Origin of the sequence: Planotetraspora silvatica (assembly GCF_016863315.1) — a bacterium.
In the GTDB taxonomy this organism is placed as follows: Bacteria; Actinomycetota; Actinomycetes; order Streptosporangiales; family Streptosporangiaceae; genus Planotetraspora; species Planotetraspora silvatica.
In genome coordinates, this window is sequence record NZ_BOOQ01000045.1 from 32,829 (window position 1) to 58,915 (window position 26,087).

Annotated in this window: 20 protein-coding genes; 15 read left to right on the forward strand and 5 right to left on the reverse strand. The window is 70.2% G+C overall.

Features of this window, described 5'->3' with window-relative positions:
• Positions 1-272 precede the first annotated feature (272 nt).
• A complete protein-coding gene (locus tag Psi02_RS30215) occupies positions 273-839 on the forward strand; it encodes a hypothetical protein (RefSeq protein WP_203979236.1) in 567 nt (188 codons plus the stop codon).
• A gap of 153 nt (positions 840-992) precedes the next feature.
• Here Psi02_RS30215 and Psi02_RS30220 read toward each other — a convergent pair whose 3' ends face one another.
• The 3 genes from Psi02_RS30220 to Psi02_RS30230 form a co-directional block, all read right to left on the reverse strand.
• Positions 993-1,217 (reverse strand): hypothetical protein, encoded by a 225-nt coding sequence (locus tag Psi02_RS30220; protein ID WP_203979237.1) that lies wholly within the window; start codon positions 1,215-1,217, stop codon positions 993-995.
• 80 nt (positions 1,218-1,297) lie between these two features.
• Positions 1,298-2,470: an RCC1 domain-containing protein gene (locus Psi02_RS30225; protein WP_203979238.1), complete on the reverse strand. Its 1,173-nt coding sequence runs from the start codon at positions 2,468-2,470 to the stop codon at positions 1,298-1,300.
• Positions 2,471-2,662: 192 nt separating this feature from the next.
• The gene (locus Psi02_RS30230) at positions 2,663-3,922 is read right to left on the reverse strand and encodes an MFS transporter (protein WP_203979239.1); all 1,260 of its coding nucleotides are present in this window, start codon (positions 3,920-3,922) and stop codon (positions 2,663-2,665) included.
• 249 nt (positions 3,923-4,171) lie between these two features.
• Here Psi02_RS30230 and rsfS point away from each other — a divergent pair, with 249 nt between their 5' ends.
• The 4 genes from rsfS (at position 4,172) to Psi02_RS30250 (ending at position 7,283) form a co-directional block, all read left to right on the forward strand.
• The gene (rsfS, locus tag Psi02_RS30235; RefSeq protein ID WP_203979240.1) at positions 4,172-4,576 is read left to right on the forward strand and encodes a ribosome silencing factor; all 405 of its coding nucleotides are present in this window, start codon (positions 4,172-4,174) and stop codon (positions 4,574-4,576) included.
• Positions 4,577-4,634: 58 nt separating this feature from the next.
• Complete coding sequence (locus tag Psi02_RS30240; protein WP_203979241.1) at positions 4,635-5,270, forward strand: histidine phosphatase family protein; 636 nt, start codon at positions 4,635-4,637, stop codon at positions 5,268-5,270.
• A gap of 244 nt (positions 5,271-5,514) precedes the next feature.
• Complete coding sequence (locus tag Psi02_RS30245; RefSeq protein ID WP_203979242.1) at positions 5,515-6,522, forward strand: ATP-binding cassette domain-containing protein; 1,008 nt, start codon at positions 5,515-5,517, stop codon at positions 6,520-6,522.
• On the forward strand, positions 6,519-7,283 hold the full coding sequence (locus tag Psi02_RS30250) for an ABC transporter permease (RefSeq protein WP_203979243.1): 765 nt from the start codon (positions 6,519-6,521) through the stop codon (positions 7,281-7,283). Before Psi02_RS30245 ends, Psi02_RS30250 begins: the two co-directional genes overlap by 4 nt.
• Before the next feature lie 51 nt (positions 7,284-7,334).
• Here the strand turns inward: Psi02_RS30250 and Psi02_RS30255 are convergent, their stop codons facing one another.
• Together Psi02_RS30255 and Psi02_RS30260 are read right to left on the reverse strand one after the other, a co-directional pair.
• Positions 7,335-10,799 carry an AfsR/SARP family transcriptional regulator gene (locus Psi02_RS30255; protein ID WP_203979244.1) on the reverse strand — a complete coding sequence of 1,155 codons (3,465 nt, stop codon included), beginning with the start codon at positions 10,797-10,799 and terminating at the stop codon, positions 7,335-7,337.
• Positions 10,800-10,838: 39 nt separating this feature from the next.
• On the reverse strand, positions 10,839-13,838 hold the full coding sequence (locus Psi02_RS30260) for a glycosyl hydrolase 2 galactose-binding domain-containing protein (RefSeq protein WP_203979245.1): 3,000 nt from the start codon (positions 13,836-13,838) through the stop codon (positions 10,839-10,841).
• Positions 13,839-13,948: 110 nt separating this feature from the next.
• Here Psi02_RS30260 and Psi02_RS30265 point away from each other — a divergent pair, with 110 nt between their 5' ends.
• The 10 genes from Psi02_RS30265 (at position 13,949) to Psi02_RS30310 (ending at position 26,076) form a co-directional block, all read left to right on the forward strand.
• Positions 13,949-15,043 carry a carboxylate-amine ligase gene (locus Psi02_RS30265; RefSeq protein WP_239095287.1) on the forward strand — a complete coding sequence of 365 codons (1,095 nt, stop codon included), beginning with the start codon at positions 13,949-13,951 and terminating at the stop codon, positions 15,041-15,043.
• 97 nt (positions 15,044-15,140) lie between these two features.
• On the forward strand, positions 15,141-15,494 hold the full coding sequence (locus Psi02_RS30270; protein WP_203979246.1) for a hypothetical protein: 354 nt from the start codon (positions 15,141-15,143) through the stop codon (positions 15,492-15,494).
• Positions 15,491-15,889: a hypothetical protein gene (locus Psi02_RS30275; RefSeq protein ID WP_203979247.1), complete on the forward strand. Its 399-nt coding sequence runs from the start codon at positions 15,491-15,493 to the stop codon at positions 15,887-15,889. The genes Psi02_RS30270 and Psi02_RS30275 overlap by 4 nt, the downstream gene beginning before the upstream one ends.
• A gap of 101 nt (positions 15,890-15,990) precedes the next feature.
• Positions 15,991-17,283: a CynX/NimT family MFS transporter gene (locus Psi02_RS30280; protein ID WP_239095288.1), complete on the forward strand. Its 1,293-nt coding sequence runs from the start codon at positions 15,991-15,993 to the stop codon at positions 17,281-17,283.
• A 495-nt stretch (positions 17,284-17,778) separates the two neighbouring features.
• Positions 17,779-20,211, forward strand: coding sequence for a glycoside hydrolase family 127 protein (locus tag Psi02_RS30285; protein WP_203979249.1), 2,433 nt, complete (start codon positions 17,779-17,781; stop codon positions 20,209-20,211).
• An 11-nt stretch (positions 20,212-20,222) separates the two neighbouring features.
• Positions 20,223-21,638, forward strand: a complete 1,416-nt coding sequence (locus tag Psi02_RS30290; protein WP_203979250.1) for a glycoside hydrolase family 43 protein — start codon at positions 20,223-20,225, stop codon at positions 21,636-21,638.
• A 175-nt stretch (positions 21,639-21,813) separates the two neighbouring features.
• Positions 21,814-22,563 carry a dienelactone hydrolase family protein gene (locus Psi02_RS30295; protein ID WP_203979251.1) on the forward strand — a complete coding sequence of 250 codons (750 nt, stop codon included), beginning with the start codon at positions 21,814-21,816 and terminating at the stop codon, positions 22,561-22,563.
• A gap of 258 nt (positions 22,564-22,821) precedes the next feature.
• Positions 22,822-23,700 carry a DMT family transporter gene (locus Psi02_RS30300; RefSeq protein ID WP_203979252.1) on the forward strand — a complete coding sequence of 293 codons (879 nt, stop codon included), beginning with the start codon at positions 22,822-22,824 and terminating at the stop codon, positions 23,698-23,700.
• Between the two features lie 197 nt (positions 23,701-23,897).
• The gene (locus tag Psi02_RS30305) at positions 23,898-24,938 is read left to right on the forward strand and encodes a LacI family DNA-binding transcriptional regulator (protein WP_203979253.1); all 1,041 of its coding nucleotides are present in this window, start codon (positions 23,898-23,900) and stop codon (positions 24,936-24,938) included.
• Positions 24,939-25,104: 166 nt separating this feature from the next.
• Complete coding sequence (locus tag Psi02_RS30310) at positions 25,105-26,076, forward strand: ABC transporter substrate-binding protein (RefSeq protein WP_203979254.1); 972 nt, start codon at positions 25,105-25,107, stop codon at positions 26,074-26,076.
• Positions 26,077-26,087: the final 11 nt, after the last annotated feature.

Here is a 26,087-nt window from a genome sequence, read left to right on the forward strand (position 1 = left end):
CGTCGAAAACCGCGGAGAGCAGCGAAAGCCATTGAAAGTCGAAATCGCTGCCTGGCCAGCATCGTTCCTGGTCCCGTTGGATGGAAAGGGCTCACTCGAATGGCCTGATCGACGGTTCGGAACTCCTGGGCGAGCGGTGATCGTTGAGCTGCCTGACGGCCCTGCTGCGGGAGGCGTTCATGCAGTTCATCGAGAGCAGCATCATCGGGGTCCGATCCGCTGTCCTGACGTTCCGGCAGCCGGGCTCACCGATGAGATTCCTCCTCGTCCCGATGCTGCATGTCGCCGAACAGGCATTCTACGATCAGGTGTCGGAGCGGCTGCGCGAGTGTGACCTCATCGTCGCCGAAGGGCAGCCCTATGCCGATCTTCCCTTGCATCGGAGGCTCGCCAGGATCCGCGCCGACGGCCTCGTCCACCAGCTGGTCGGCCTTGAGGTCGAATCGCTCGATATTCCCGTCCTTTGGCCTGACGAGGACGATGAGACCAAGCCTGCCAGGTGGCTCAACATCGTCATCGACACTGTCGCCGCGGTGCCGGACTGGCTGATGGCCATCAGGTGGCCGGGACGCGCCATCGACATCACCGACCTCACCGGACATGATGGGTGGGCCGGCGGGCGCGCGAAGACGGCCTGGCGCAGGGCCATCCTTCATGACCGCGACAAGCAGCTCCTCGACTGCCTCGCGCGGATCCACCAGGAGCGAGGCAAGGAGCCGATCACGGTGGGCGTGCCGTGGGGCGCGGCCCACATGATCGCTGTGGCCGGCTACCTCTTCTCCGAGCTCGGTTACCGCGTGGTTGCGGCGGAGTGGCTGAACGTCCGCACCGCTCGCTGAAGGCGCCCTGCCTTCGGTGCTGTTCGTGAACATACGGTGGGAGAGGGCGGCGACATCTGCCTGAGCTTCGAGGGTGTTCGCCGGCAGTTGATCCGGGCGAAAGGCATCCGGGGTACCTGGCGGGGCTGTCGATCCGGGGGAACGGCCCGATGGCTACGCCGGGCCGCGATTCCTCCAGTCCTTCCGAAGGACGAGGACCAGACTCGCGAATGCCTTCACCAGTCCCAGGCCGCCGAGGACCACCGCGATGGTGAATGCGTACGACCACGGCAGGTTCGCGAAGTCGGGGCTGAACATCACGACAGCGGCCAGCCACCCGAGCCCGACCAGCCCGACGCCGCGCACGATCCTGCGCCAGGAAGACTGCGGAGGTTGCATGCCGCATACTCTCCCAGATCCAGGTACGGCAGAAGCCGCCCTCCGATCGGAGAGCGGCCTCTGTGTTCGAGCGGTGACGGTCAGAAGACGACGCTGTGCGCTCCGCCACCGGAGATGGAGACGATCCCGATGCGGCCGGTCCGGATGCCGACGGGAACGGTGCGGTTGGTGGTGCTGCCGTCGCCGAGCTGACCGGAGAGGTTGTCTCCCCAGGTCGTGACCGGTCCGGCGCTCGGGTAGGCGAGGCTGTGGAAATTGCCCGCGCTGATCAGGGCGATCCCGGTGAGGCCGAGGACGGCCACCGGGGCAGACCGGTTGGTCGTCGTCCCGTCGCCGAGCTGGCCGGAGCTGTTCAGGCCCCAGGAGCGGACGGTGCCGTTCGTCAGCAGGGCCAGGCTGTGGAAGCCGCCCCCTTCGACGGCCTGCACGTTGGTGAGGGCGAGAACGCTCACCGGAACCGTGCTCATGGTGTTCGTCCCGTTGCCGAGCTGGCCGAAGTCGTTGCGCCCCCAGGACCGTGCGGTGCCGTCCGTCCGTACGGCCAGGCTGTGGAACCCGCCTGCGGCGATGGATCGGACGGCGGTCAGGCCGGAGACCGCGACGGGGAGCGAGCTGCTGATCAGCGTGCCGTCGCCGAGCTGGCCGAAGACGTTGGACCCCCAGGTCCGGACGGTGCCGTCGGACAGGAGCGCCATGCTGTGGTCGATGCCCGCGGCGATGGCGACCACGCCCGTGAGGTTGAGGACCGGCACGGGAAGCGCCCTGTCGATGTTCGTGCCGTCCCCGAGCTGGCCGTTGTCGTTGTTCCCCCAGGCCATGACGGTGCCGTTGGACAGCAGCGCGAGGCCGTGGTTGGCGCCCGCGGCGATCGCGCGGACGCCGAGCAGGTTCGCCACGGTGCCGGGCGTGGAGTGGCCGACCCCGCTGCCGTCGCCGAGTTGGCCGTCGCTGTTCAGCCCCCAGGCCTCGACGGTGCCGTTCGTCAGTAGCGCCAGGGTGTGAGACTCCCCGGCCGACACCTGCGAGACGTCGGCGCCGGTCTCCCCGGCCGCGGTCGCCGGCGTGTGCCGTTCGTTCAGTGTGGCGTCGCCGAGTTGGCCGGAGCTGTTGAGGCCCCAGGCCTTGACCCGGTCGGTCGGCGCGGCCGAGGCCGGGCACGCGCCCAGGGTCACGACCATGGTCACGAGCGTCACCCCGATTCCGGCGGCGGCCCGGCGCGCCCAGGCGGTGGGCGCAACGGAAAGCGAATGCATAGATCCCCCGAAGAACACACATGGAGATTCGCCGGGACTGCGCATCACGCGCCTCCGGCGTACCCGAGATGATCAGGACGGTACCAAAGGCGCCTGTGACCAGCGGGGACGCGTGAAGTCGCTCGCGTGCCGCGTCCTAGGACGGTTCGAGCCGCCTGCGGAGCCTCCGGGGGAGGAGCCTCAGCGCGGGCGTCACTGCTCCTTGAGGCGGTCGGCCACGGAGTCGTAGCGCCTGAACGCACGGACGGAGAGACCCGTGATCAGGACGAGCACGGCGCAGGCCACTCCGCCGCCCGCCCACGCGGGAACGAGCCCGAACGCGCTTGCCGTCGCGCCCGCCCGCAGATCCCCGAGCCGGGGACCGCCCGCGACCACGACCATGAACACTCCCTGCATGCGCCCGCGCATCTCGTCGGGCGCGTAGGTCTGCAGGATCGTCTGCCGCCACACGGCGGAGACCAGGTCGGCGGCGCCGCCCATGGCCAGCAGGACGACGACCAGCCACAACTGCTGGGCGAACGCCGCCGCGGCCACGGTGAGGCCCCACACCGCGATGACGAAGGTCAGCGCCATTCCCTGGCGGCGCACGCGTCCCATCCATCCCGAGAACACGCCGGCCGTGACCGAGCCGATCGCGATGCTCGCCGACAGCCACCCGAAGGCGACGGTGGATCCGTCGAACCGCTCAGCCGCCATCTGGGGGAACAGTGCCCGGGGCATCGCGAACGCCATGGCGATGATGTCCACGGCGAAGGACATCATCACGATGGGCTTGCTCACGATGTAGCTCAGCCCGTCGACCACCGAGCGCAGGCCCGGCCGGGAGATCTCACCCAGCGGTTCGAGGCGCGGCAGCCGTATGGCGGCGTAGAAGCCCGCGCCGAACAGGATGCCGTCGACCAGGTACGCCGTGCCGTAGCCGCCCTGCACGAGCACCACGCCGGCCAGCAGCGGGCCCAGGACCGAACCGAGGCTGCTCACCAGGAAGTTGAGCGTGTTGGCCGCGGCGACGCGCTCCCTCGGGAGCAGCCTCGGGATGATCGCGCCGCGCGTCGGCGAGGTGATCGAGAATCCGATCGACTGCAGGACGACCGCGACCAGGATGAGATAGACGTTCTTCAGCCCGGCCCACGTCTGGATGAGCAGGGCCAGCGTGGCCAGCCAGGCGACGACCGACCCGGCGAGCAGGAGTTTGCGGCGGTCGACGGCGTCGGCGATGGCGCCGCCCCAGAGCCCGAAGATCACCAGTGGGATGAGGTTCGCGGGGCCGAGCAGGCCCACCCACAACGATGATTTCGTGATGTCGTAGATCTCGGCGCTGACGGCCACGGACGTGAGCTGGAAGCCGATGAACGACACTCCCTGGCCCACGAGCAGCCGACGGTAGGCGGGGATCTTCAGTGGACGGACATCGAGCGCGACACGTCTCAGGCCTGACTCGACCTCCGTCATCCCCAACCCCGCCGATCTAGGACATATGTAATATCGGGGCACTTTACCGATATGACCTGGGCCGCCACCCACCGGGCAGGAGCTCCAAGCCGGAATCGGTGGTCACCGCTACGCGTTGAAATGTCTACGCCTGGGGATAACTCGGGATTGTCGGCGTGTCCCGATAGGGTCACTCCGGGAAACAGGTTGTGGGGACCACCATGGAGTGGGCACCCTGGAGATGCCGTCAAAGGAGGACAGAGCCGCATCGTGACCGCATCTGAGAGATCAATACAGCTGGTGAAGGTCGCAGCCGAGGCCGCCGCTGAGAAGCTGGCCGACGACATCATCGCCTACGACGTGAGCGACCAGCTCGTCATCACCGACGCGTTCCTACTCTGCTCCGCGTCCAACGACCGTCAGGTCCGCGCCGTGGTAGATGAGATCGAGGACCGCCTGCGCATCGAGGCCGACGCCAAGCCGGTTCGCCGGGAGGGCGAGCGGGAGGGCCGCTGGGTGCTCCTCGACTACCTCGACATCGTGGTGCACGTCCAGCACGAAGAGGACCGCACCTTCTACGCCCTGGAGCGGCTGTGGAAGGACTGCCCCTCGATCCCGCTTCCGGAGAGCGTCACCCAGGTGGCCGCCCAGCGCTCCCGCGGGGCTGGTCAGTGACGCAGCGGTACTCGGTGACGCAGCGGAATTCAGTGACGCAGCGGTACGAGGAGGCGGAGTGAGCCGCCGGATCGTCTGCCTCCGTCACGGCCAGACCGTGTGGAACGTCGAGAGGCGCTTCCAGGGGCACACCGACATCGCCCTCGATGAAACCGGTGTCGCGCAGGCGGCCCGGGCGGCGTCCCTGCTCGCGGCACTGCAGCCCACGATGATCGTCTCGTCCGACCTGCGCCGGGCGTACGACACCGCCTCCGCTCTCGGACGCGTCAGCGGTCTCGAGGTCGTGGTCGACAAGGACCTACGGGAACGTGGTGGCGGCGAGTGGGAGGGCCTCACCCGGGAGGAGATCAAGGCCGGGTGGCCCGCCGAGTTCGAGGCGTGGGACGCACCCGGCGGCGAGCACGTGACCGACGTGGCCGAGCGCGTCTCGGAGGCGATCCTCCGGTGGTCTGCGAGGACCGGTGACGACGGTCTGCTGGTCGTGGCATCGCACGGCGCGGCCCTCCGCCTTGGCATCGTCCGTCTCATGGGCCTGCCGCAGGAGTTGTGGCCGGCCCTGGGCGGCCTCGGCAACTGCGCGTGGTCCGTCCTGGAGCAGGGCCGTAAGGGCTGGCGTCTCCTGGAGCACAATGCGGGCACCCTGCCCGAGCCTGTGATCAGCGACGACAGTCCGGCCGCCACCGCCGACGCCTGATCGCGCCACGCCGCCGGGGATCACACTGGCGCGGACCACATCGGTGCTCCGCGCCGGTGTGGTGAGCGCTCCCGAGCCGTTCGACTGAGCCGTCCCCCCGGATGCCTTGTGCGGGCCGCACCCGCGAGCCGTCCCCGGGCTGATTCACGCAGCCGTACCCGCGAGCCGTCCCACGGGGCGCCGTGTGCGGGCCGTGCCAGCGCCGTGTGCGGGCCGTGCCAGCGGAAGTCGTGATCGTGGGCGCATGACTTCTCCACCATCGAATTCCGTACAGTCGGCTTCCGCGCGGCCCAACGCGATCGAGGCCGAAGGCCTGGTCAAGCGCTACGCCGAGACGACAGCACTGGCCGGCCTCGATCTGGCCGTCCCGCCGGGAAGCGTGTGGGGCCTGCTGGGGCCCAACGGCGCCGGCAAGACCACAGTGATCCGCATCCTCTCGACACTGCTGCGCCCGGACGCGGGCCACGCCTCGGTCTGCGGCGTCGACGTCCTGCGGCGCCCCGAGCAGGCGCGCGCTCTGATCGGGCTGACGGGCCAGTTCGCGGCTGTGGACGAGGCGCTGACCGGGTTCGAGAACCTGCTGCTCGTCGCCCGTCTGCTCGAGTTTCCCGGACGGCGGGCGCGGGAGCGGGCGGGCGAGTTGCTCGAGCGCTTCGGGCTGGCGGAGGCGGGTGGCCGCCTGGTCAGGACGTACTCGGGAGGCATGCGCCGCCGGCTGGACGTCGCCGCGAGCCTGGTCGGGACCCCGGCGGTGTTGTTCCTCGACGAGCCGACGACGGGGCTGGACCCCCGGTCGCGGGGTGACGTGTGGGACCTGGTGCGCGGCCTGGCGGCCGGCGGCACGACGGTGCTGCTGACCACGCAGTACCTCGAAGAGGCCGACCAGTTGTCCCAGGGGATCTCGGTGATCGACCACGGCCGGGTCGTGGAGACCGGCACACCGGCGCAGCTGAAGGCGAAGGTGGGACGGCAGACGATCGAGTTGCGGCCGGTCGAGCGCGACCGAGCCGGGGACGTCGAGGAGATCGTGGCCGATGTCACCGGGGTGCCGGTCGTACGGGACCGAGAAGGGGGTCTGGTCTCGGCGGCGCTGCCGCTCGGCAGCCGAGCCGGAGCTGTGCTGGCCGCGGTCGCGGCCCGGCTGGAGATCGCGGGGATCGAAGTGGCCGAGATCGGCGTGCGACTGGCCAGCCTGGACGAGGTGTTCCTGGCTCTGACCGGGCCCGACGCTCCGGTGGAGGCCGCACGATGAACCCCATGCGGACGGCCCGCCACAGCGTGACGCTCGCGTGGCGCGACATCGTGAAGTTCCGGCACACCCCGGATCAGCTGCTGGACATCCTGCTGATGCCGGTGACGTTCGTCCTGACGTTCGTCTTCCTGTTCGGCAACGCGGTCTCGGGTGACTGGCACGCCTACCTGCGGTTCGTGATCCCGGGCATCGCGATCCAGGCGCTGATGTTCGCCTCGCTCGGCAGCGCGCTCGCACTCAACACCGATCTGCGCGACGGGGTCTACGACCGGTTCCGCAGCATGCCCATCGCCCGGTCGGCGCCCCTGATCGGACACATCCTCGGCGACTCGGTCAAGTACGCGCTGTCCGTCGTGCTGGTGTTCGCGATCGGGGCGGCGTTGGGCTTCCGGTTCGGCGGTGGCGTGCCGGCGGTGGCGGGCGCGGCCGGGCTGATGATGGCGTTCGCGCTCGCCACCTGCTGGATCGGCGTGCTGATCGGCGTGGTGGCGAGGACCGCGGAGACCGTCCAGGCGCTCAGCATGGTCCTGATCTTCCCGCTCACCTTCGGGAGCAACGTCTTCGTCCCGACCGCGAAGCTGCCCGGCTGGCTGCAGGCGTGGGTGAGGATCAACCCGGTCACCCAGGTGTCGGACGCGGTGCGGTCCCTGACGCTCGGCCTGCCCGCGGCCGGATCGGTGCCGTCATCGCTCGCCTGGTCAGCGGGCATCGTGGTGGTCTTCGCGCCGCTGGCCGTGCTCGCCTACAGGCGCCGGGGCTGATCGTCGGGAAGGTCGCGGGCGGAGTCGGCGAAGGGCCGGCCGGCGCCGGGGCTAGCCGGCGGACACGGACTCACGGAGCCGGTCCAGGGCGACGGCGGCGTCGAGTGAGGCCGCGGCCGCGTACTCGTCGTCGAAGACCTCGCCGAGCTCGGCGCGGGCACGTCGTTCGCTGTCGAGGACGTCGGGATTGCCGCGGTCGGGGGTGCCGCGCAGGGCCGCGGCGAGGCCGAGCGACGTGGCGGCGGAGCCGGGGCGATGCTCGGCCAAGGCCACATCGGCCAGCGCCTCGGCCACTCCGGCCGCTCCCAAACGCGCCGCCCCGCCCGCGTTGAGGTCTCCGGCGGCGTCACGCAGGTGGGCGCGCGCCTCCTCCAAGTCTCCCGACAGGATCGCGAGCCGGCTCAGCTCGACCAGGGCGAGGACGCGCATCTGGGTCTCGGCCCATCTCTCCCCCCGCAGGCCCGCGATCACCTGGGCGAGCGACCCCCTCGCACCCCTGTGATCTCCGGCGGTACGGGCGGCGGTGGCCAGCCCGATCCGCACCGTGGCGACCACGGTGATGAACCGGCCTGCCAGCCCGGCGCGTTCGGCGTTCGTCAGATCAACGAGAGCCTCCGCCGCCTGCCCGGCGCGCAGCCGGTGGAGGCCGCGTTGCGCCTCCATCCAGGCGGCGTCGGACGTCGCACCCAGGGCTCGCATCAGGTCAAGCGCCTCGCCGGCGGCTTCGATGGCCGCGCTGTGCCTGCCGGACATGCCGTGGAAGCCGGCCAGGATGCTCGCGGCCGAGGCGATGCCCCACCTGTCGCCGGTCGCGGTGAACCTCGCGTGCGCGCTTTCGTAGTGCGTTCCGGCCGCGTCGAGGCGGCCGTCGTTCTGTGCGGCGTACCCGGCCAGCAATTCGGCCTGGGCCGAGATCCAGTCGTCCGGATGCGTGGTCAGGCGTCCGTCGCGGGCCCCGCCGTGGAGTTCGCCCAAGATCATGACCATGAAGGCGACGGCGGGATGCCACAGACGTTCGTCGTCGCCGGCCAGCGCACGCGCCGTGGCCGCCGACGAGGCGCTCCGGGGGGGATCGCCGCCGCTCTGGTACAGGGCGTGGTACGCGTACGCGGTGGCCAGGGTGCGGCCGGGGACGGCGGCATGGCTGGGAGCGGGGGCACGGCTGAGGGCGGCGGCGTGACTGGGAGTGGCGGTGGGAGCGGGGGCGTGGCTGAGGGCGGCGGCGGTGCGGCGACTGAGGGCGGTGGCGTGCCCGCCCGGCGGGTCCAGCACGCGGCGCAGCCATCCGACCGCGTCGTCGTGGGTGTCGCGCAATACCCAGAACCATCCGAGTGCGGCGGTCAGCCGGACCGCGGTCCGTTCGTCGCCGCTGTCCACGGCCCAGCGCAGGGCGGCGGTCAGGTTGCCGTACTCCCGGTCGAACCAGGCCAGGTGCTCCAATTGGGCGCCGGCCCGCAGGCCGGGCTCCGCGGTCTCGGCCCGCGCCAGGTAGAACGCGGCGTGCGCCCGCCGCGCCCGATCCGCCTCGCCGGAGTCCGCGAGCCTCCCGGCCGCGAAGGCGGCGATGGTGTCGAGCATCCGATATCGCGACGGCAGTCCGGGGGTCTCGACCATCTCGACGAGCGACTTGTCCACCAGCGCCGAGACCGCCTCGGCGATCTCGTCCTGGCTGACGCTTCCCGCGCATACGGCCTGGGCCGCGTCCATCGTCGCGCCTCCGGTGAAGACCGCCAGCCCACCGGCCACGGTGCGCTCGGCCTCCGTCAGGAGCCGCCAGCTCCACTCGACCACGGCCAGCAGGGTCTGGTGGCGCGGCAGCGCCGTCCGGCTGCCCCCGGTGAGCAGCCGGAACCGGTCGGAGAGCCGGGTGGCGATCTCCGCGGGGCTCAGCGACCGCAGGCGGGTGCAGGCCAGCTCGATGGCCAGCGGCAGACCGTCGAGGCGCCGGCAGATGTCGAGGACGTGGGGCAGGTCGCCCGGAGTGAGCGTGAATCCCGGGCGCACGGCCGCGGCACGGTCGAGGAACAAGCGCACCGCCGGATAGCCGGCGGCGCCGGCGAGCTCCACGTCCTCCGGCGGCAGCCGGAGCGGCCCGACCGGATGGAGGAACTCGCCGGAGATGCCGAGCGGCTCCCGGCTCGTCGCGATGATCCGGACACCGGGGCAGCCGGCGAGGACGCGGTCGGCCAGGCGGGCGCACGCCTCGATGAGGTGCTCGCAGTTGTCCAGCACCAGGAGCGTGTGCCGGTCGCCGATGCGCGCGGCGAGCCTGGCCGCCGCGCCGTCGGTCCTGCCGTCGTCTCCGGCGTCGGTCCCGCCTCCCGCGTCGGTTCCGTCTCCGGTTCCGCCGCGCAGGCCGGCCTCCCGCAGCCCGAGCGCGCGGGACACCGCGGCGGGCAGCCATTCCGGGTCGCGGACGTCGGCGAGCTCGATCGACCACACGCCGTCGGCGTACTGAGCGGCAAGCGTCGCGGCGATCTCCTCCGCGAGCCGGGTCTTGCCCGCGCCGCCCGGCCCGACCAGCGTCAGGAGCCGGGCCTCGCCGAGGACGTCGCCGACCCGGGCCACGTCGTCCTCACGCCCCACGAAGCTCGTCACCGGCGCGCGGAGATTGCCGCGCCGATCGCCGCGCCAGCCGCCGCGCCAGTCGCCGTGCCGCCCGGCGCCGTCCGGTGCTCGATCGCCTGCTCGATCGCCTGCGCGGACGTCCGCCCGGACGCCTGGCCGTACGGCACGGCCGTGCGCACCCTCGGATGCGCCCAGCGGTACGGCAGGCGCCGGGGTGCCCCGCAGGATCGCGGTGTGCACCTCGCGGACGGCGGGGGAGGGGTCGGCGCCCAGCTCGTCGGCCAGAACCCCGCGCAGCTCCTCGAACACCAGGAGCGCCTCGGACGGCCGGCCCGCGGCCGCGAGCGCCCGCATGCGCAGCGCGCTCAGTCGTTCCCGCAGCGGGTGCGCCGCGGCCAGGGCTGCGAGCTCGGTCGCCAGGTCCGCCGGGTCCCCGCCGGTCGCCAGCTCCACCTCGGCGCGGTCCTCGACGATCCGCAGCCGGAGCTCGCCGAGGCGGGCGGAGGCGGCCGCGCCGAACCCGGTCGACGCCAGATCGGGAAGCGGTCCGCCCCGCCAGAGCCGCAACGCCTGGTCGAACAGGTCGCCGGCGGCCGTCAGGTCACCGGCGTCGCGCCACGCCCGCCCGTCGGCGGCCAGCCGTTCGAACACTGGGACGTCGACGTCTTCGGCGGGCACGGCCAGCCGGTAACCCGTGGGCAGCAGCTCCAGGAGGCCCTCGGCGGGAAGGACGCGCCGCAGCCGCGACACCAGGGTCTGCAGGGCGTTCGCCCCGCCCGCCGGAGGCCGGCCGTCCCAGACGGCCTCGACGAGCTCCGCGCCGGAGACCGCCCGGCCGGGATCCAGCGCGAGCCGGGCCAGCAGGGCGCGCAGACGTGTTCCCGGGATGTCGACGGTCCGGCCGGTGTCGTCGAGGACCTCCAGAGGTCCCAGCAGCCTGATCCGCATGTGTCCAGCGTCTCACGCGCCCTGCCGGACGCCCTCCCGTCAGCCGACAGTGATCTTGTCGACGTTCGGCCCGCCGTGGCCTGACGTCGCGGTGGCCCTCACCGTGTTCGTCCCGGCCCTGAGATTCGCCGTGACCACCCGGTCTGCCCAGGTGTCCCAGCCGCCGGTGCCGTTGAAGGCGACCTTCGAGGCCACCACTTTGCCGTTGACGGAGATGTCCATCGGGCGGTTCGCCGTGGTCCCGTTGGCGTACCGGATGGTGAGCGGCGTGGGTCCCGCCGCGGCGGCGTCGACGGTCCACTCCACGTAGCCCTTGGCCCTGTCGCCGTAGTCGACGAAGCCTGAGCCGGTGTACCCGGTGTGGTCGGTGGACGCCCCGGCCATCGACAACCGCGCGTCCTCCGCCTGGTAGACCTTCGACGGGGACGGGCCCGTCCCGCCGAACGTCACCGTCTGTGTCGAGGTGTTCCACCCGGTGACGCGAACGCCCGCGGCGGAGCCCCGGTAGGTGACGGTGAGCGTCTTCGACTCACCCGGCCAGAGGCTGATCGCGTTGTCCGACCACTGGGCGGGCAGGACCGGGGTCCCGGACGCGTCGACCACGTGGGCGTCGAGGTAGAACGCGGGGACCTTCCCCGTGCCTGTGTTCTTCACCGTGACCGTCGCGGTGCCCGCCGACGCCGACGTGGCGGTGACCGAGATCGGTGCCTGCGCCATGCCCGTCAGGCCCTTGAGGTCCGCGTACGACGTGGTCGGCGTGTAGTACCAGTCGCTGTCGTCGTAGTCGAGCGTGTCGTTCGCGGTCGACAACCAGTAGACGTTCCGGTCGATCTCGCCGGACTTGTCGCTCAGCGTCAGCCGCAACAGGTAGGTGGAGGGGAGGCCGCTGATCGAGGGGATGGTGACCGCGGTGGCCCGGCCGCCGTCGGCGGGTGCGGTGACCTTCGCGGTGTTGCTGTACTTGTTCGTGCCGTCGAGGGCGAAGACGTCGGTCTTCACGGTCAGCCTCGCGGCGGGCGTGTGGGTCGAGTTGACGACGACCACGGACTTGTCGTCGTAGGAGTACTGCACGTGGAGCGGCGCCGTGGCCTTCTTGGTCCCCCAGTAGGCGCCGCCCTGGTCGAGGTAGGTGTCGAACAACTGCCAGTGCAGCGAGCTCCAGCCGCTGTTGAGCATCCAGTAGATGACGCCGGTCGAGGGGTCGGACGCGTCGGTGAAGTTGCGCCCGAACGCCTCGAACTGGGCGCGCACGTTCTCGTACTGGGCGAGCTGGGCCTTGCGCACGTAGTCGTCGAGGCCGGTGGGCGCGCCGTACCGGCCCACGAGGGCGTTGTTGAACAAGGTGAGGTCGTCGAAGGTTCTCGACGGAGAGCGGTGGTACTGGGCGGCGTTCAGGTTCTGCCAGAGCGTGTTCTGCTCGTCGGGGGAGAGCATCCGCTTCAGCGAGTCGACCGTGGGGATGTCAGGCCCCGCGCTGACTTCGGACGCGAAGCCCGAGGCTCCGCCGAGCCGCTTGTCATACCAGTAGTTCGGCGGGATCCAGTCGTAGGGCCCCTCCATCTTCATGCCGGAGTCGCCCAGCTGGGGTGAGGAGTTGTCCGAGGCCGCCGCGACGACGGGCGTGTTCCAGTCGGCCGCGTCCAGCGCACTGAGGTAGTCGGCTTCCTGCGTGGCGTTCGGCGCGAAGTCGCTGCCGATGAGGAAGGTGAACACGCTCGGGTGGTCGCGCAGCCGCGCCGCCTCCGCGGCCATGGAGGCCTTGGCGATCGGATAGTCGGCCGCGGTCCACGGGTCGCCAGATTCGCCGCCGTTGGTCTGGCCCTCCCACTTGTCGCAACACTCCCAGCCGGCCATCACGAGGATGCCCATCCGGTCGGCCATGTCGAACAGCTCGTCCGACTCCAGGTGGCCCTCCAGCCGGATCGTGTTCAGGCCCATGTCCCGGACGTACTTCAACTTGTCCTGGACGTACGTGGCGTCCCAGCGCAGGAAGATGTCCGAGGACCAGCCGCCGCCGCGGATCAGGATCGGGCGGCCGTTGATCTTGTAGAGGCGGTGGCCGCTCGCGTCGAGCGACGAGGTCACCGAGCGGATGCCGTACTTCGACGATGAGGAGTCCGTCACGGCGCCGTTCACCGTGGAGGTCACGTTGAGGTCGTAGAGCGGCTGGCCGCCCATGCCGTACGGCCACCAGACCCGGGGGTGGGTGACGGTGAGCGGGAAGGACACCGTCTTCGTCTCGTGGGCGGCGAGCGACACGGCCTGGCGGAATCTCCGCGAGCCGGCCGTGCCGGCGATCGTGGCGGTGACCGGGGAGGAGGAGTCGTTGCGCGCGTCGACCTTGACCGTCAGGTCGGCGCGGTTCAGCGCGCTGTTGAGTGAGGTCACGACGTGGGCGTTCCGCAGGGCGACCGAGGCGCTGCGCCGGACGAGGACGTCGCGGAAGATGCCCATGTTCCGGTCGGGCGGGTTCTGCACCCAGTCGATCCAGCCGAGCGTCAGCTGTTTGTTCGGGTCGTTCGGGTTGACCTTGAAGGCGACCGAGTTGGTCCCGGGGTGCACCAGCGAGGTCACGTCGATCTCGTTGCGCGTGTACGCCCCGGCGAGCCCGGTGGCCACCTGGGTTCCGTTCACCCAGACGTCGCCGCCCGAGATCAGCCCGGTGAAGTCCAGGAACGTGCTCAGCCCGGTCTCCGGCCCGAGCGTGAAGTCCGAGCGGTACCACCAGGGCACGGTGAAGGCCGACGCCGGAACGTTCTTCATGTTGGTGGAGTAGAAGGGGTCGGGGTACACGCCGTCCGCGACCAGGGCGGCGAAGACGGTCGAGCGGGGTCCGGCGGCGTACCAGCCCGGCGCGGCGTAACCGGGCGAGGAGATCGTCGCGCCGGTGTCCGGGGTCACCGACGACGACTGGATCTTGTAGCCGGGAAGGACGATCGGCTGGGTGGCCGCCTGCGAGGCGGCGGCGGGCAGTGCCGTCAGGCCGGCGAATGTCAGGGCGAGCGCGGCGAGTGATCGGAGCAGGGTCCGGGGGCGCACAGATCCTCCTGAGCTTTTGTTAATAAGGGTTATTAACAAATTGCCCAGATCGTAGGACGCGTTCAAGATCGCGTCAAGGGTATTCCGCGTGACGTGGGTAGTGAGCTGGCATGACGCTGAGAAGACCGGTGGGTGTGGAAGAGGAGTTCCTCGTCGTCGACCTGGAGTCGCGGCGGCTGACTCCGCTGGCCCAGGCGATGCTCGATCGCCTGCCGGGGGAGGGGTTCGCCGCCGAGCTGCAGCGCTCGGTGGTGGAGACCAACAGCACGCCGTGCGAGGACCTGATGGACGTGCGGGCCGAGCTCGTACGGCTCCGCGGCGCGCTCAGGGCGGCCGCCGAGCCGCTGGGGGTCGGCATCATCGCGTCGGGGACGACTCCGCTGGCCGGCGTGGACGGTTTCACCATCTCGCCGGGCCGGCGGTACCAATACCTGTCCGACTCCTACCAGTTCCTCGCCCAGGAGCAACTCATCTGCGGAGCCCAGGTCCACGTGGAGATCGATGACCGGGACGTGGCCGTGCTCGCCGTCCAGCGGGTGGAGCCGTGGCTTCCCGCGCTGCTGGCGCTGAGCGCGAGCTCGCCGTACTGGCAGGACGCCGACAGCGGGTACGCCAGCAGCCGGGCACTGGCGTGGCAGCGGTGGCCGACGGCTGGCCCCGTCGGGCCGTTCGGCAGCGCCGCCGAGTACGACCGGGCCGCGGACGACCTGGTCGCCTCCGGCGTCATCGAGGACACCGGCATGGTCTACTTCGACATCCGGCTCAGCGCCCACGTGCCGACGGTCGAGCTGCGGGTCTGCGACTCGTGCCCCCTGGTGGACGACGTGGTGCTGCTCGGGGGACTGTTCCGGGCGCTGGTCGTGAGGGAGAGCGAGGCCGTGGTGAAGGGCATGCCCCCGGCGGGCGAGGACCGCGTCGCGCTCCTGCGGGCCGCGAACTGGCGGGCGGCGCGCTCGGGTCTCGAAGGCGACCTGTTGTCGCCGCTGAACAGCCGGCCGATGAGCGCCCCCAAGCTGATCACCTGGCTGCTCGACGACCTCCGGCCGACGCTGGAGGAGCTGGGGGACTGGGAGGTCGTGTCCGAGCTCGCCGACGAGGCGCTGCGCAGGGGCAGCTCGGCCTCGCGCCAGCGCGGCGCCCACGCCCGGGACGGCCGCCCGCAGGACGCCGTCGACCTCCTGCTCCAGGAGACGCGCAGGTCATAGGAGTGCTCCGCCCGTCCCTCGCCCTGCGTCACGGACGGCGGGACCGGGCCGATAATCTACTGGCCATGTCCCCGACGTTCCCGGCCTTCGGCGCGCGATGACGGCCGCCTATTCGGGGTGGGTCATCGCCGCCGCACTGCTCCTCGCCCTGGCCGGGATCGTCACGGCCGTCCGTGACCGGACCATGGGCGTGGTCCTGCTGGGGGGCCTCGCGCTGCTCGAAGTGGCGCTGCTGGTGCAGGCGGGCATCGCCCTGTCCGGGATCGGGCACGTGCGGGAGAAGGCGACCTTCATCGGCTACCTGGCCGGAACGCTCGTCATCCCGCCGGCCGCCGTCTGGTGGGGGATGGCCGAGCGCACCCGCTGGGGGCCCGGCGTCATCGCGGTGGCGGGCTTCACCGTCGCCGTCATGACCGGCAGGCTGATGCAGATCTGGAACGGGGCCGCATGACCCAGGGTGAGCCGCAGGTCAGGTCCGGGCCGGGGCGTCTGCTCGTGGCGGTCTACGGGGTGTTCGCCCTCGCCGCCACCTCGCGGGCCGGCGTCCAGATCGCCACGAAGTTCGCCGAGGCGCCGCTCGCCTATCTGCTGTCGGCCTTCGCGGCGGTCGTCTACATCGTGCTCACGGTGGCGCTGGCCAGGAACAACCGCCGTGTGGCGCTGGCCGCGTGCTCGATCGAGCTGGCCGGGGTCCTGATCGTCGGAACGCTGAGCCTCGCGGACTCCCAGGCCTTCCCCGACGCGACCGTGTGGTCCGGCTACGGCAGCGGCTACGGGTTCGTGCCCCTCCTGTTGCCGGTGCTCGGCCTGGTCTGGCTGCTGCGCCGCCGCCGTCCCGCCGCCTAGCGACCCGGGGGACCCCCTCACCGCGTGGAATATCCTCGTTGGTACGGTTGTCGAAACATGGGATGACTGGACAACCCTTTCGAACGGGAGTGAACACCGGCATGAGTGCCGTCGCCGCACACAGACAAGGCAACAGGTCGATGGCCTGGCTGATCGCAGCGGGAATCGCCCTGGCGGCGCTCAACCTGCGGACGGCCGTGACCAGCGTGGGACCGGTGCTCGACCAGGTCAGCGCGAGTCTCGGCATGTCAGGCGTGGCGACCGGCCTGCTCACGACGCTGCCGGTGTTGTCGTTCGCCGTGTTCGGAGCCGTCACGCCCGCGCTGTCCCGCGTCATGGGCGAGCGCCGGTTGCTCCTGGTCGCGCTCGCCCTGCTCGGCGTCGGCCTCACCGTACGCGCCCTGGTGGGGAGCACACCGGTGTTCCTGGCCGCGAGCGTGGTGGCGCTGTCCGGCGGCGCGATCGGCAACGTCGTGATCCCGACCCTCATCAAGCAACATTTCCCCCGCCGTGCGGGTGCCATGACGACCGTCTACTCGACGGCTCTCGCGGTCGGAACGATGGTCGCCGCAGCGGCGACCGTGCCCATTCAGCGGGCAGCCGACGGCAACTGGCACATCGCGCTGGGAGTGTGGGCGGCCTTGGCCGCTGTCGCCGCCATTCCGTGGCTTGCGCTGTCGCGCAATGAGCCGGAGCGGTCCCGCACCCTCGCGCACACGGGATCCGGCGATCTCGTCCGCACCAAGCTGGCCTGGGCCATCGCCGGTTACTTCGGATCCCAGTCGCTCATCGCGTACGTGATGTTCGGCTGGCTCCCCGAGATCCTCCGGGACAACGGGTACACCTCGGGTCAGGCGGGGACCGTCCTGGCCGTCTTCACCGGCCTGGGCATCCCGATCTCCATGGTCGTGCCCTCGCTGGCGGCGCGCCTGCGCGACCAGCGCCCCCTCGTCGCCGGATTCGCCGTCCTCTACGCGGTGGGGTTCGCGGGCCTGATGACGGGCCACGCGCTCTGGGTGTGGTCGCTCGTCGTGGCCGTCGCCATGGGCACCTTCCCGCTGGCGTTGTCGATGCTCGCCCTGCGCACCCGTACGCCCGAGGCCACCAGCGCGCTGTCCGCGTTCGGGCAGAGCATCGGATACCTCATCGCGGGTGCGGGACCGCTGGCGTTCGGCGTGCTGCACCAGGTGAGCGGCGGGTGGACGGTGCCGTTCGTACTGCTGTTCGCGGTCGTGGCCGGGCAGGTCGTCACCGGCTGGTACGCGGGCGCCGACCGGACCGTCGAGGACGAGTACCGCGGACCCCGCGGCGGCAGGCGCGGCGCGCACAGGGCCACCCCGGACAGGTCGCCGTTCCACGACGAGCAGGACGCGTCCCTCCAGGTGGCCGCCTGACCACGGAGTCAGCCATCGAGTGATCCCAACAGAGAGGCGTGCGCCACCGCGGGGGCGGCGCAAGCCTCACGGGACCACCTTCCGGGGCGAGGGCCGGCGATCACGGCCTCCCCCACCCCAGACGCGCCTCCCCGGGCCGCGGTGAAATCCGCGACTGGGGGTGTCGCCGCGTCGGTTCCCTCGGTACGGCCCGCACCGCTACAGCGGAGTGCGGGCCGTACCGAAGGCATGTTAAAGAGTGTTATCGCAAACACATTCTCCATCACCACTCCACCTCCTTTTAGGGCTGGCATATTCCCTGGTCAGGGCCATTTTCCGTATTAGTGGAAAAGTGGGTCTTGACGAGGTTGCTGTTACCGCAAACACTCGGGGAAACCTCACTGAAACACGCTCCGCGGGTGTGCCGCGAGCGGAATCGCAAGGAGTGCCCAGGCCTACAGTTGTTAACGCTAACGCAAGCAAGCGTTAGGTTGATAAGGAGTGGAGAGGTGATCCATGACCTTCGACCGTCGTGACTTCATCAAGGTGGCGGGAGGGACGGTGGCCGGCCTGATCGCCGCCGGAATCGTGCCGGCCACCGCGAACGCCGCCGCCAGGACCGACTTCGGGGTATCGGTGTTCCCGTTCCCGTTGTCCCAGGTCACCCTGCTCGACGGCCCCTTCAGAAGCAACATGGGCCGCACCGCGGGCTACTTGTCCTTCGTCGACGCCGACCGGCTGCTGCACACGTTCCGGCTCAACGCCGGCCTCGCCTCCTCCGCCACCCCCTGCGGCGGATGGGAGTCGCCGACGACCGAGTTACGCGGGCACTCCACCGGCCACCTGCTGTCGGCCCTCGCCCAGTCCTACGCCAACACCGGTACGGCGGCGCACAAGACCAAGGGCGACTACCTCGTCGCCGAACTCGCGAAATGCCAGAAGGCCAGCGGTTACCTGTCGGCCTTCCCGGAGAGCTTCTTCGACCGGCTGGAGAGCGGCCAGTCGGTGTGGGCGCCGTACTACACGATCCACAAGATCATGGCCGGCCTGCTCGACCAGTACCTCCTTGCGGGCAACGCCCAGGCGCTCACCGTCGTGCAGCGGATGGCGGCCTGGGTGAACACCCGCACCGCCCGGCTCACGACCGCGCAGATGCAGGCCAGCCTGCAGACCGAGTTCGGCGGGATGCCGGAGGTGCTGGCCAACCTCTACCAGGCCACCGGGGACGCCGCCGTCCTCACCACCGCGCAGCGGTTCGACCACGCGGTGATCCTCAACCCGCTGGCGAACCGGCAGGACCAACTCGCGGGCAAGCACGCCAACACCCAGATCCCGAAGATCATCGGGGCGATCCGCGAGTACCACGCCACCGGGACCCAGCGGTACCGCGACATCGCGACCTACTTCTGGGACACCGTCCTCGCCCGCCACAGCTACGTGATCGGCGGCAACAGCAACGGGGAGTACTTCCAGCAGCCCGACGCCATCGCCTCGCAGCTCAGCGACACGACCTGTGAGGTCTGCAACACCTACAACATGCTGAAGCTGGGCCGTCAGCTCTTCTTCACCGACCCCACCCGCGCCGACTACCTCGACTACTACGAGAAGGCCCTGTTCAACCAGGTGCTCGGCCAGCAGGACCCGCAGTCGGCGCACGGTTTCGTCACCTACTACACGCCCCTGCGGGCGGGCGGCCACAAGACCTACAGCAACGACTACAACGACTTCACCTGCGACCACGGCTCGGGGATGGAGAGCAACACCAAGTACGCCGACACGATCTACTTCTTCTCCGGCGAGACGCTGTACGTCAACCTCTTCATCGCCTCCCAGCTCAACTGGGCCGCCCGCGGCATCTCCGTACGGCAGGACACGACCTTCCCCGAGCAGGCCTCGACCCGGCTGACCATCACCGCCGGCGGCGGCCACATCGCCCTGAAGATCCGGATCCCCTCCTGGGCCTCCGGAGCCCAGGTGCGGGTCAACGGCGCGGTCCAGGCGGGGGCCACACCCGGCTCCTACCTGACCGTCGACCGCACGTGGGCCACCGGCGACGTCGTCGACGTCAGCCTGCCGATGGCGATCACGCTGGAGCGCACCCCCGACAACGCGTCGGTCCAGGCCGTGAAGTACGGCGGGATCGTCCTGGCCGGGCAGTACGGCTCGGCCACGCTGAGCGCGCTGCCATCGCTGGACCCTGCCACGATCGCGCCAACCTCGACGCCGCTGCAGTTCACCGCGCGCGCGAACGGTGCCAACGTCACGCTCGCACCCTTCTACAAGACGCACCACCAGAACTACACCGTCTACTGGTCGGTGACCGCCGCACGGCCGCCTCTCCTCGCGTGGTACCGCTTCGACGAGACCAGCGGAACCACGGCGGCCGACGCCTCCGGCAGCGGCAACCCGGGCACGTTGTCCGGCGGCACCACCTGGGTGGCCGGCCGTACGGGCAACGCGGTCAACCTCGCCGGTTCCAACGGATACGTCCGCCTGCCGAACGGCGTGCTGTCCGGCGTCGGCGACTTCACCGTGGCGTGCTGGGTGCGCCTGACCACGCTGTCCGCCTGGTCGCGGATCTTCGACTTCGGCACCGGCGCCACCGCCAACATGTTCCTCACCCCGAGCAGCGGGTCCGGCACCGCCCGCTTCGCCATCACCACCGGGGGGGCGGGCGCCGAGCAGCGCGTGGACGCGCCGTCGGCCCTGCCCACCGGCGTCTGGACGCACGTCGCCGTCACCCTCTCGGGCAACCTCTGCATCCTCTACGTCAACCGCGCGGAGGTGGCCCGCAACACCGCCGTCACCCTGCGCCCCAGCGGGCTCGGCGCGACCACCGCCAACTACCTCGGCCGGTCGCAGTACGCCGACCCGTACCTGAACGGCCAACTCGACGACTTCCGGCTCTACAGCCGCGCTCTTTCCGCCGCAGAAATCGGAGCACTGTGATGAGACGCCACATGAGACGACTCTGCGCCGCCGTACTCACGCTCGGCCTGGTCCTGCTCGCCGCGGGCCCCGCGTTCGGGGCCGCCCCGATCACCACGTCGATCTACACCGCCGACCCCGCCGCACTGGTGGTCGGGAACACCCTCTACCTCTACACGGGTCATGACGAGGCGGCCACCGGCGGCACCAACTTCGTCATGCGGGACTGGCACGTCTTCTCCTCGACCGACGCGACCGCCTTCACCGACCAGGGGGTCAAGCTGTCCCTCGCGGACTTCCCCTGGGCCGGCGGCGACGCCTGGGCGGGCGAGGTCGAGCCGCACGGAGGCAAGTACTACTGGTACGTCCCGGTCAACGGCAGGGGCGCCGGCTGGATGGACATCGGCGTGGCGGTCGGCGACACCCCGCTCGGCCCGTTCCACGACGCCAAGGGCGGCCCGCTGATCAGCGACAGCACGCCGAACTCCTCGCCGCTCAACATCGACCCGACCGTCTTCACCGACGACGACGGCCAGGTCTACATGTACTGGGGCTCCTACAACGGGGTGCGGGCCGCCAAACTCAACTCCGACATGATCTCGCTGAACGGATCCGTCATCACCCCGCAGGGCGTCACGAACTTCTGGGAGGCGCCCTGGATGTTCAAGCGGAACGGCGTCTACTACCTGGCCTACTCGGCCAACGACTCGGGCTGCTCCGCCCCCGGGTACGCCTGCATCAGGTACGCCACCGCGAGCAACCCGCTCGGCCCGTGGACCCAGCGCGGCGTGGTCCTCGACCAGGTCACCTCGACCACCAACCACCCGGCGATCATCGAGTTCAACGGCCAGTGGTACATGGTGTACCACAACGCGAACGCTCCGGGAGGGGGCAACTTCCGCAGGTCGGTCACGCTCGACAAGCTGTACTGGAACGCCGACGGCACCATGCAGAAGGTCGTCCAGACGACCACCGGCGGCGGTGGTGGTGGCGGTGGCGGGCAGCCGTCCGGCGTCAACCTCGCGACGAGCGCCACGGCCTCCACGTCGTACGTCTCCTCCTGGGAGACGCTGAACGCGGTCAAGGACGGGTTCGTCCCCACGAGTTCGGCCGACCACTCCCACGGGGCGTACGGGAACTGGAACCACCAGGGCACCGAATGGCTCGAGTACCGCTGGGCGACCGCCCAGAACGTCAACCGGGTCGCGACCTACTGGTTCGACGACAACCAGGGCCTCGACCTGCCGGCCTCCTGCCAGGTGCAGTACTGGAACGGCAGCGCGTACGTGGCGGTGCCCGGCCAGTCGGCGTGCGGCGTCGCGGGCAACACCTACAACGTCACGACGTTCTCCTCGGTCAGCACCACCCGGCTGCGGCTGAACATCACCTCCAGAACCGGCTTCTCGACCGGCGTGCTCGAATGGATGGCCCTGAGGACGGGGTCGTGAGCGGCATCTAAACAGCGGTCCGGTACGGCGTGCGCCCGGGTGCACGCCGTACCGTGTATTCCGATATATATCCGTATGTGGCCGTAAATTTATTTGCGAGTGTTATGATAGGAAAATAATCATTTTGTCGTGAGTAGCATCACCGGCGTATCTCCCAGAGAAAGGGAATTCGCCCGTGTGCTACGAATCAGACGCCGTGCCGCCTGTGGCCGCGTCGCCAGTCGCCGTCACCACCTCGGGGCACGTCGCGCTGCCCTCGGCCGACGGAACCGAGGTCGCCGCCTTCCACGCGGAGCCCGCCGACGTGTCCGGGGTGGGAGTCCTCGTCCTCCCGGACAACCGCGGACTGTCGGGGTTCTACGAGCAGCTTTCGGTGCGGCTTGCCGAACATGGCCACCCGGCGGTCGCGATCGACTACTTCTCCCGGACGTCGCGGCTGGACGAGCGGGGAACCGACTTCCCGTTCATGGACCACCTCGGCAAGCTCACCAGGGACGGCCTCTACGACGACTTCACCGCGGGCGCCGACTGGCTCCGCTCACGCGGGTGCGAGACCGTCGTGTCGCTGGGCTTCTGCATGGGTGGCCGGTTCGCGTTCACGACCGCGCTGGAGCGGTTCGGCCTGGCCGGCGTCATCGGCCTGTACGGCTATCCCGACGAGTTGTTCGGGGCGGCGGGCCCGACCCAGCTCGCCCCCGGCTTCACCGCGCCCGTCCTCGGCATGTTCGGGGGCGGCGACGAGGGCATCTCCCCAGAGGCCGTCGACGCGTTCGGCCACGCGCTCGAGGACGCCGGCGTGGCCCATGAGTTCGTCACCTATCCCGGAGCGCCGCACGGGTTCTTCGAGTTGGGGAACGAGGAGTTCGCCGACGCCTCGGCCGACGCCTGGCGGCGGATCCTGGCCTTCCTCGCGCAGCGGGCCTGACTCGCACGAGTGGCCGCCCGAGGCGACCTGACCTCGCCTCGGGCGACCACCCTGCAAGGGTAGGCGCCCTCCGCCGATATCGGAATCTCCCTCACCGCACGGGCTGTTAGAGTCCCGGCATGCGATTGATCGTCTCTCCGCCGCCCGCGTCCTAGCGGGCGGACCTCCTCTCACGAACCGGGCCGGCGACGGCCCGGCCGGTGGTCTGCGCCCGCGTACGGGGCCCTGATCGACCACTCACCCGAGAGAGACGTCACGATGACGCGCGTTCACACCCTGTCCGTACGGCAGGGCTTCTGTTATGTCCTCGTCGCCGCGATCGCCTGGGGAACCGGCGGTGCAGCCGGGGCGCTCCTCACCCGCACCGGTGACCTCGGCCCGGCGGCCGTGTCCTTCTGGCGGTTCGCGATCGGTGCTGCTCTGCTCGTCGCGGTCCGCCGCCTCGGCCGCCGGTCCCGGTCGGGCCGGACCGACTGGCGCGACGCCGCCATGGCCGGTCCGCTGATGGCGGTGTGCCAGGTGGCGTACTTCGCCGCGATCGCCGACACCGGTGTCGCACTCGCCACGATGATCACCATGGGCGCGACGCCGGTGCTGGTCGCGCTCGGCGGCCGGGCGTTCCTGCGCGAACCGCTGGGCCGGGCCGAGGTGGCCGCCGTCGGCCTGTCCGTGGCCGGACTGCTCCTGATGACCGGAGGAGGCGGGACCTTCTCCCCGGTGGGGGTGGCCTGGGCGCTGCTGTCGGCCGCGGCCTACGCGGCGACGACGCTGCTCGCGAAGGCGTCGGCGGGCGACCCGTACGGCCGGGCGGTCGGAGGGTTCTGCGCCGGCGCCCTGTGCCTGCTCCCCGTGGCGGCGGTGTCGGGACTGGTGCCGTCGCACGCGGACCTGCCGGTTCTGGCATACCTCGGGGCGATCCCGACCGCGCTGGCCTACGGGCTGTTCTTCACGGGCCTGACCCGGGTCGGCGCGACGACCGCCTCGGTGGTCGTGCTCCTGGAGCCACTGGTCGCGGCCGTCATCGGCGTGGCCGCGCTGGGGGAGCGCCCGACTCCCGGCCAGATCGCGGGCGGCGTCCTGCTCCTGGCCACCGTGGCCGTTTTGGCCCGCGCACAAGTAGGCGAACGGTCCCGATGATTTGAAGGCCTTCCGGCGGCGTGGACCACGCCGCCGAAAAGGTTTCTGTTTGCGTTATCAGATAACTTACCAAGCGATTCGCCGGATTACGACCGGACCGTATTCGTTGTTCCCCAGGTCGCACGGTTAATCAAATTGTGCCCTTGACGGGAATAAGTGTTATCGCAAACACTCGGGAAACCGAGAAAGGGAAACACATGACGACTCCCCCGCACCGTGGCGACGCCCCCCATCGGCCGAAGGTGGCCGTGATGGAGGATGTGGCCGAACTCGCCGGTGTCTCGGCGATGACGGTGTCGCGGGTGCTCAACGCGCCGGAGAAGGTGCGGCCCGAGACCCGGGCACGCGTCCTGGCCGCTGTGCAGGAGCTGGGATATCGGCCCAACTCGGCGGCGCGGGTCCTGGTCACCGGCAGGTCCGGCGTCCTGGGTGTGGTCAGCTTCGACACCACCCAGTACGGACCCGCCTCCACGTTGTACGCCATCGAGCGGGCGGCGAGGCAGAACGAGTACTCGGTCAGCATCGCGAGCCTGGACGCGCTCAACCGCAGGTCCATCGCCGAGGGCGTCGGACGGCTCACCTCCCAGTCGGTGGACGGCGTCATCATCGTGGCCCCGCACGAGTCCGCGACGGACGGGCTGCGGCACCTGCCGCCGGACCTGCCCGTGGTCGCGGTCGACGCGGGCGACGGAGTCCCGTTCCCCGTCGTGATGGTCGACCAGCACGCGGGGGCCGCGCGGGCGACCCGGCACCTCCTCAGCCTCGGTCACCGGACGGTGTGGCATCTGTCCGGCCCGGCCAACTGGGTGGACGCCAGCGCACGCGTCGCCGGATGGCGGTCGGTGCTGGAGGCCGAGGGCCGTGAGGTCCGCGAGCCTCTGGCGGGGGACTGGTCCGCCCGCTCGGGCCATGAACTCGGCCGGCGCCTGGCCCTCGAGGACGACCTGACCGCGATATTCGTGGCCAACGACCAGATGGCCATGGGGCTGCTCAGAGCGCTGAGGGAGGCGGGGCTGCGGGTTCCCGAGGACGTCAGCGTGGTCGGCTTCGACGACATCCCGGAGGCGGCCTACTTCTGGCCGCCGCTGACCACCGTCCGCCAGGACTTCGCCACGGTCGGCCGGCTGGCCTTCCAGCTCGTGCTCGACCGGATCGACGGCGTCCTGGGGGAGCGGAGGCTCAAGGTCGAGCCCGAGCTCGTCGTAAGAGAGAGCGCGGGCGTGCGTCCCCCCGGCTGAGACGTGGTCCGTGCTCAGGGATGCGCACGGCCACAAATGTTAGCGCAAACACAACCAAATGCTAGATCAAGTCGATCCACCGCTCTCCACGGGCCGAGGCCCGCGGAGGACGGCTGGACGGACGTACTCCTCCACCACCCCCCTGAGAAGAAGCAAGGAGAGAGTAATGAACAGGAAGCTGCCGGCAGTGCTGCTCGGCGCCGCCATGGCATTCGTCCTCGCCGCCTGTGGAAGCGGATCCGGTGGATCCGGCGGGGACGACGGAAAGATCACGCTGGGCTTCTCGCAGGTCGGCTCGGAGAGCGGCTGGCGTGAGGCGAACACCAAGTCGATCAAGGAGTCGGCGCAGACCGCGGGGATCGACCTGAAGTTCTCCGACGCGCAGCAGAAGCAGGAGAACCAGATCGCCACGATCCGGTCCTACATCCAGCAGAAGGTCGACGTCATCGCGTTCTCGCCGGTCGTCGTCACCGGCTGGGACGCGGTGCTCAAGGAGGCGCAGGCGGCCAAGATCCCGGTCGTCCTCACCGACAGGGCCGTCGACTCCGACCCGTCGCTGTACGTGTCCTTCCTCGGCTCCGACTTCGTCAAGGAGGGCGAGGCGATCGGAGACTGGACCCTCAACGAGTACAAGGACGCCACCGCGCCGGTGAACATCGTCCAACTCGAGGGCACGGTCGGGTCGGCGCCCGCGATCGACCGCAAGAAGGGCTTCGAGAGCAAGATCGCCTCGAACCCGAACCTCAAGGTGATCGCCTCGCAGAGCGGGGACTTCACCCGGGCGGACGGCAAAGAGGTCATGACGGCGATCCTCAAGGCCAACCCCAAGATCGACCTGCTGTTCGCGCACAACGACGACATGGGCATCGGCGCGATCCAGGCGATCGAGGAGGCCGGCAAGAAGCCGGGAGCGGACATCAAGATCGTCACGATCGACGCGGTCCACGACGGGATGCAGGCCCTGGCCGACGGAAAGATCAACTTCATCGCGGAGTGCAGCCCGCTCCTCGGCGACCAGCTCATGGACATCGTGAAGAAGATCAAGGCCGGTCAGCCGGTGGAGAAGCGGATCATCACGGAGGAGACCACCTTCACCCAGCAACAGGCCTCCGAGGCGTTGCCGAACCGCAAGTACTGAGATACGACCAC

Coding starts and splice junctions, on each gene's coding strand:
- Psi02_RS30300 (WP_203979252.1), top strand. CDS start 22,822: ATGACGCGCGTTCACACCCTGTCCGTACGGCAGGGCTTCTGTTATGTC.
- Psi02_RS30215 (WP_203979236.1), top strand. CDS start 273: ATGCTGCATGTCGCCGAACAGGCATTCTACGATCAGGTGTCGGAGCGG.
- Psi02_RS30255 (WP_203979244.1), bottom strand. CDS start 10,799: ATGCGGATCAGGCTGCTGGGACCTCTGGAGGTCCTCGACGACACCGGC.
- Psi02_RS30310 (WP_203979254.1), top strand. CDS start 25,105: ATGAACAGGAAGCTGCCGGCAGTGCTGCTCGGCGCCGCCATGGCATTC.
- Psi02_RS30280 (WP_239095288.1), top strand. CDS start 15,991: ATGAGTGCCGTCGCCGCACACAGACAAGGCAACAGGTCGATGGCCTGG.
- Psi02_RS30220 (WP_203979237.1), bottom strand. CDS start 1,217: ATGCAACCTCCGCAGTCTTCCTGGCGCAGGATCGTGCGCGGCGTCGGG.
- Psi02_RS30225 (WP_203979238.1), bottom strand. CDS start 2,470: ATGCATTCGCTTTCCGTTGCGCCCACCGCCTGGGCGCGCCGGGCCGCC.
- Psi02_RS30275 (WP_203979247.1), top strand. CDS start 15,491: ATGACCCAGGGTGAGCCGCAGGTCAGGTCCGGGCCGGGGCGTCTGCTC.
- Psi02_RS30250 (WP_203979243.1), top strand. CDS start 6,519: ATGAACCCCATGCGGACGGCCCGCCACAGCGTGACGCTCGCGTGGCGC.
- Psi02_RS30305 (WP_203979253.1), top strand. CDS start 23,898: ATGACGACTCCCCCGCACCGTGGCGACGCCCCCCATCGGCCGAAGGTG.
- Psi02_RS30290 (WP_203979250.1), top strand. CDS start 20,223: ATGAGACGACTCTGCGCCGCCGTACTCACGCTCGGCCTGGTCCTGCTC.
- Psi02_RS30245 (WP_203979242.1), top strand. CDS start 5,515: ATGACTTCTCCACCATCGAATTCCGTACAGTCGGCTTCCGCGCGGCCC.
- Psi02_RS30270 (WP_203979246.1), top strand. CDS start 15,141: ATGACGGCCGCCTATTCGGGGTGGGTCATCGCCGCCGCACTGCTCCTC.
- Psi02_RS30230 (WP_203979239.1), bottom strand. CDS start 3,922: ATGACGGAGGTCGAGTCAGGCCTGAGACGTGTCGCGCTCGATGTCCGT.
- Psi02_RS30265 (WP_239095287.1), top strand. CDS start 13,949: ATGACGCTGAGAAGACCGGTGGGTGTGGAAGAGGAGTTCCTCGTCGTC.
- Psi02_RS30285 (WP_203979249.1), top strand. CDS start 17,779: ATGACCTTCGACCGTCGTGACTTCATCAAGGTGGCGGGAGGGACGGTG.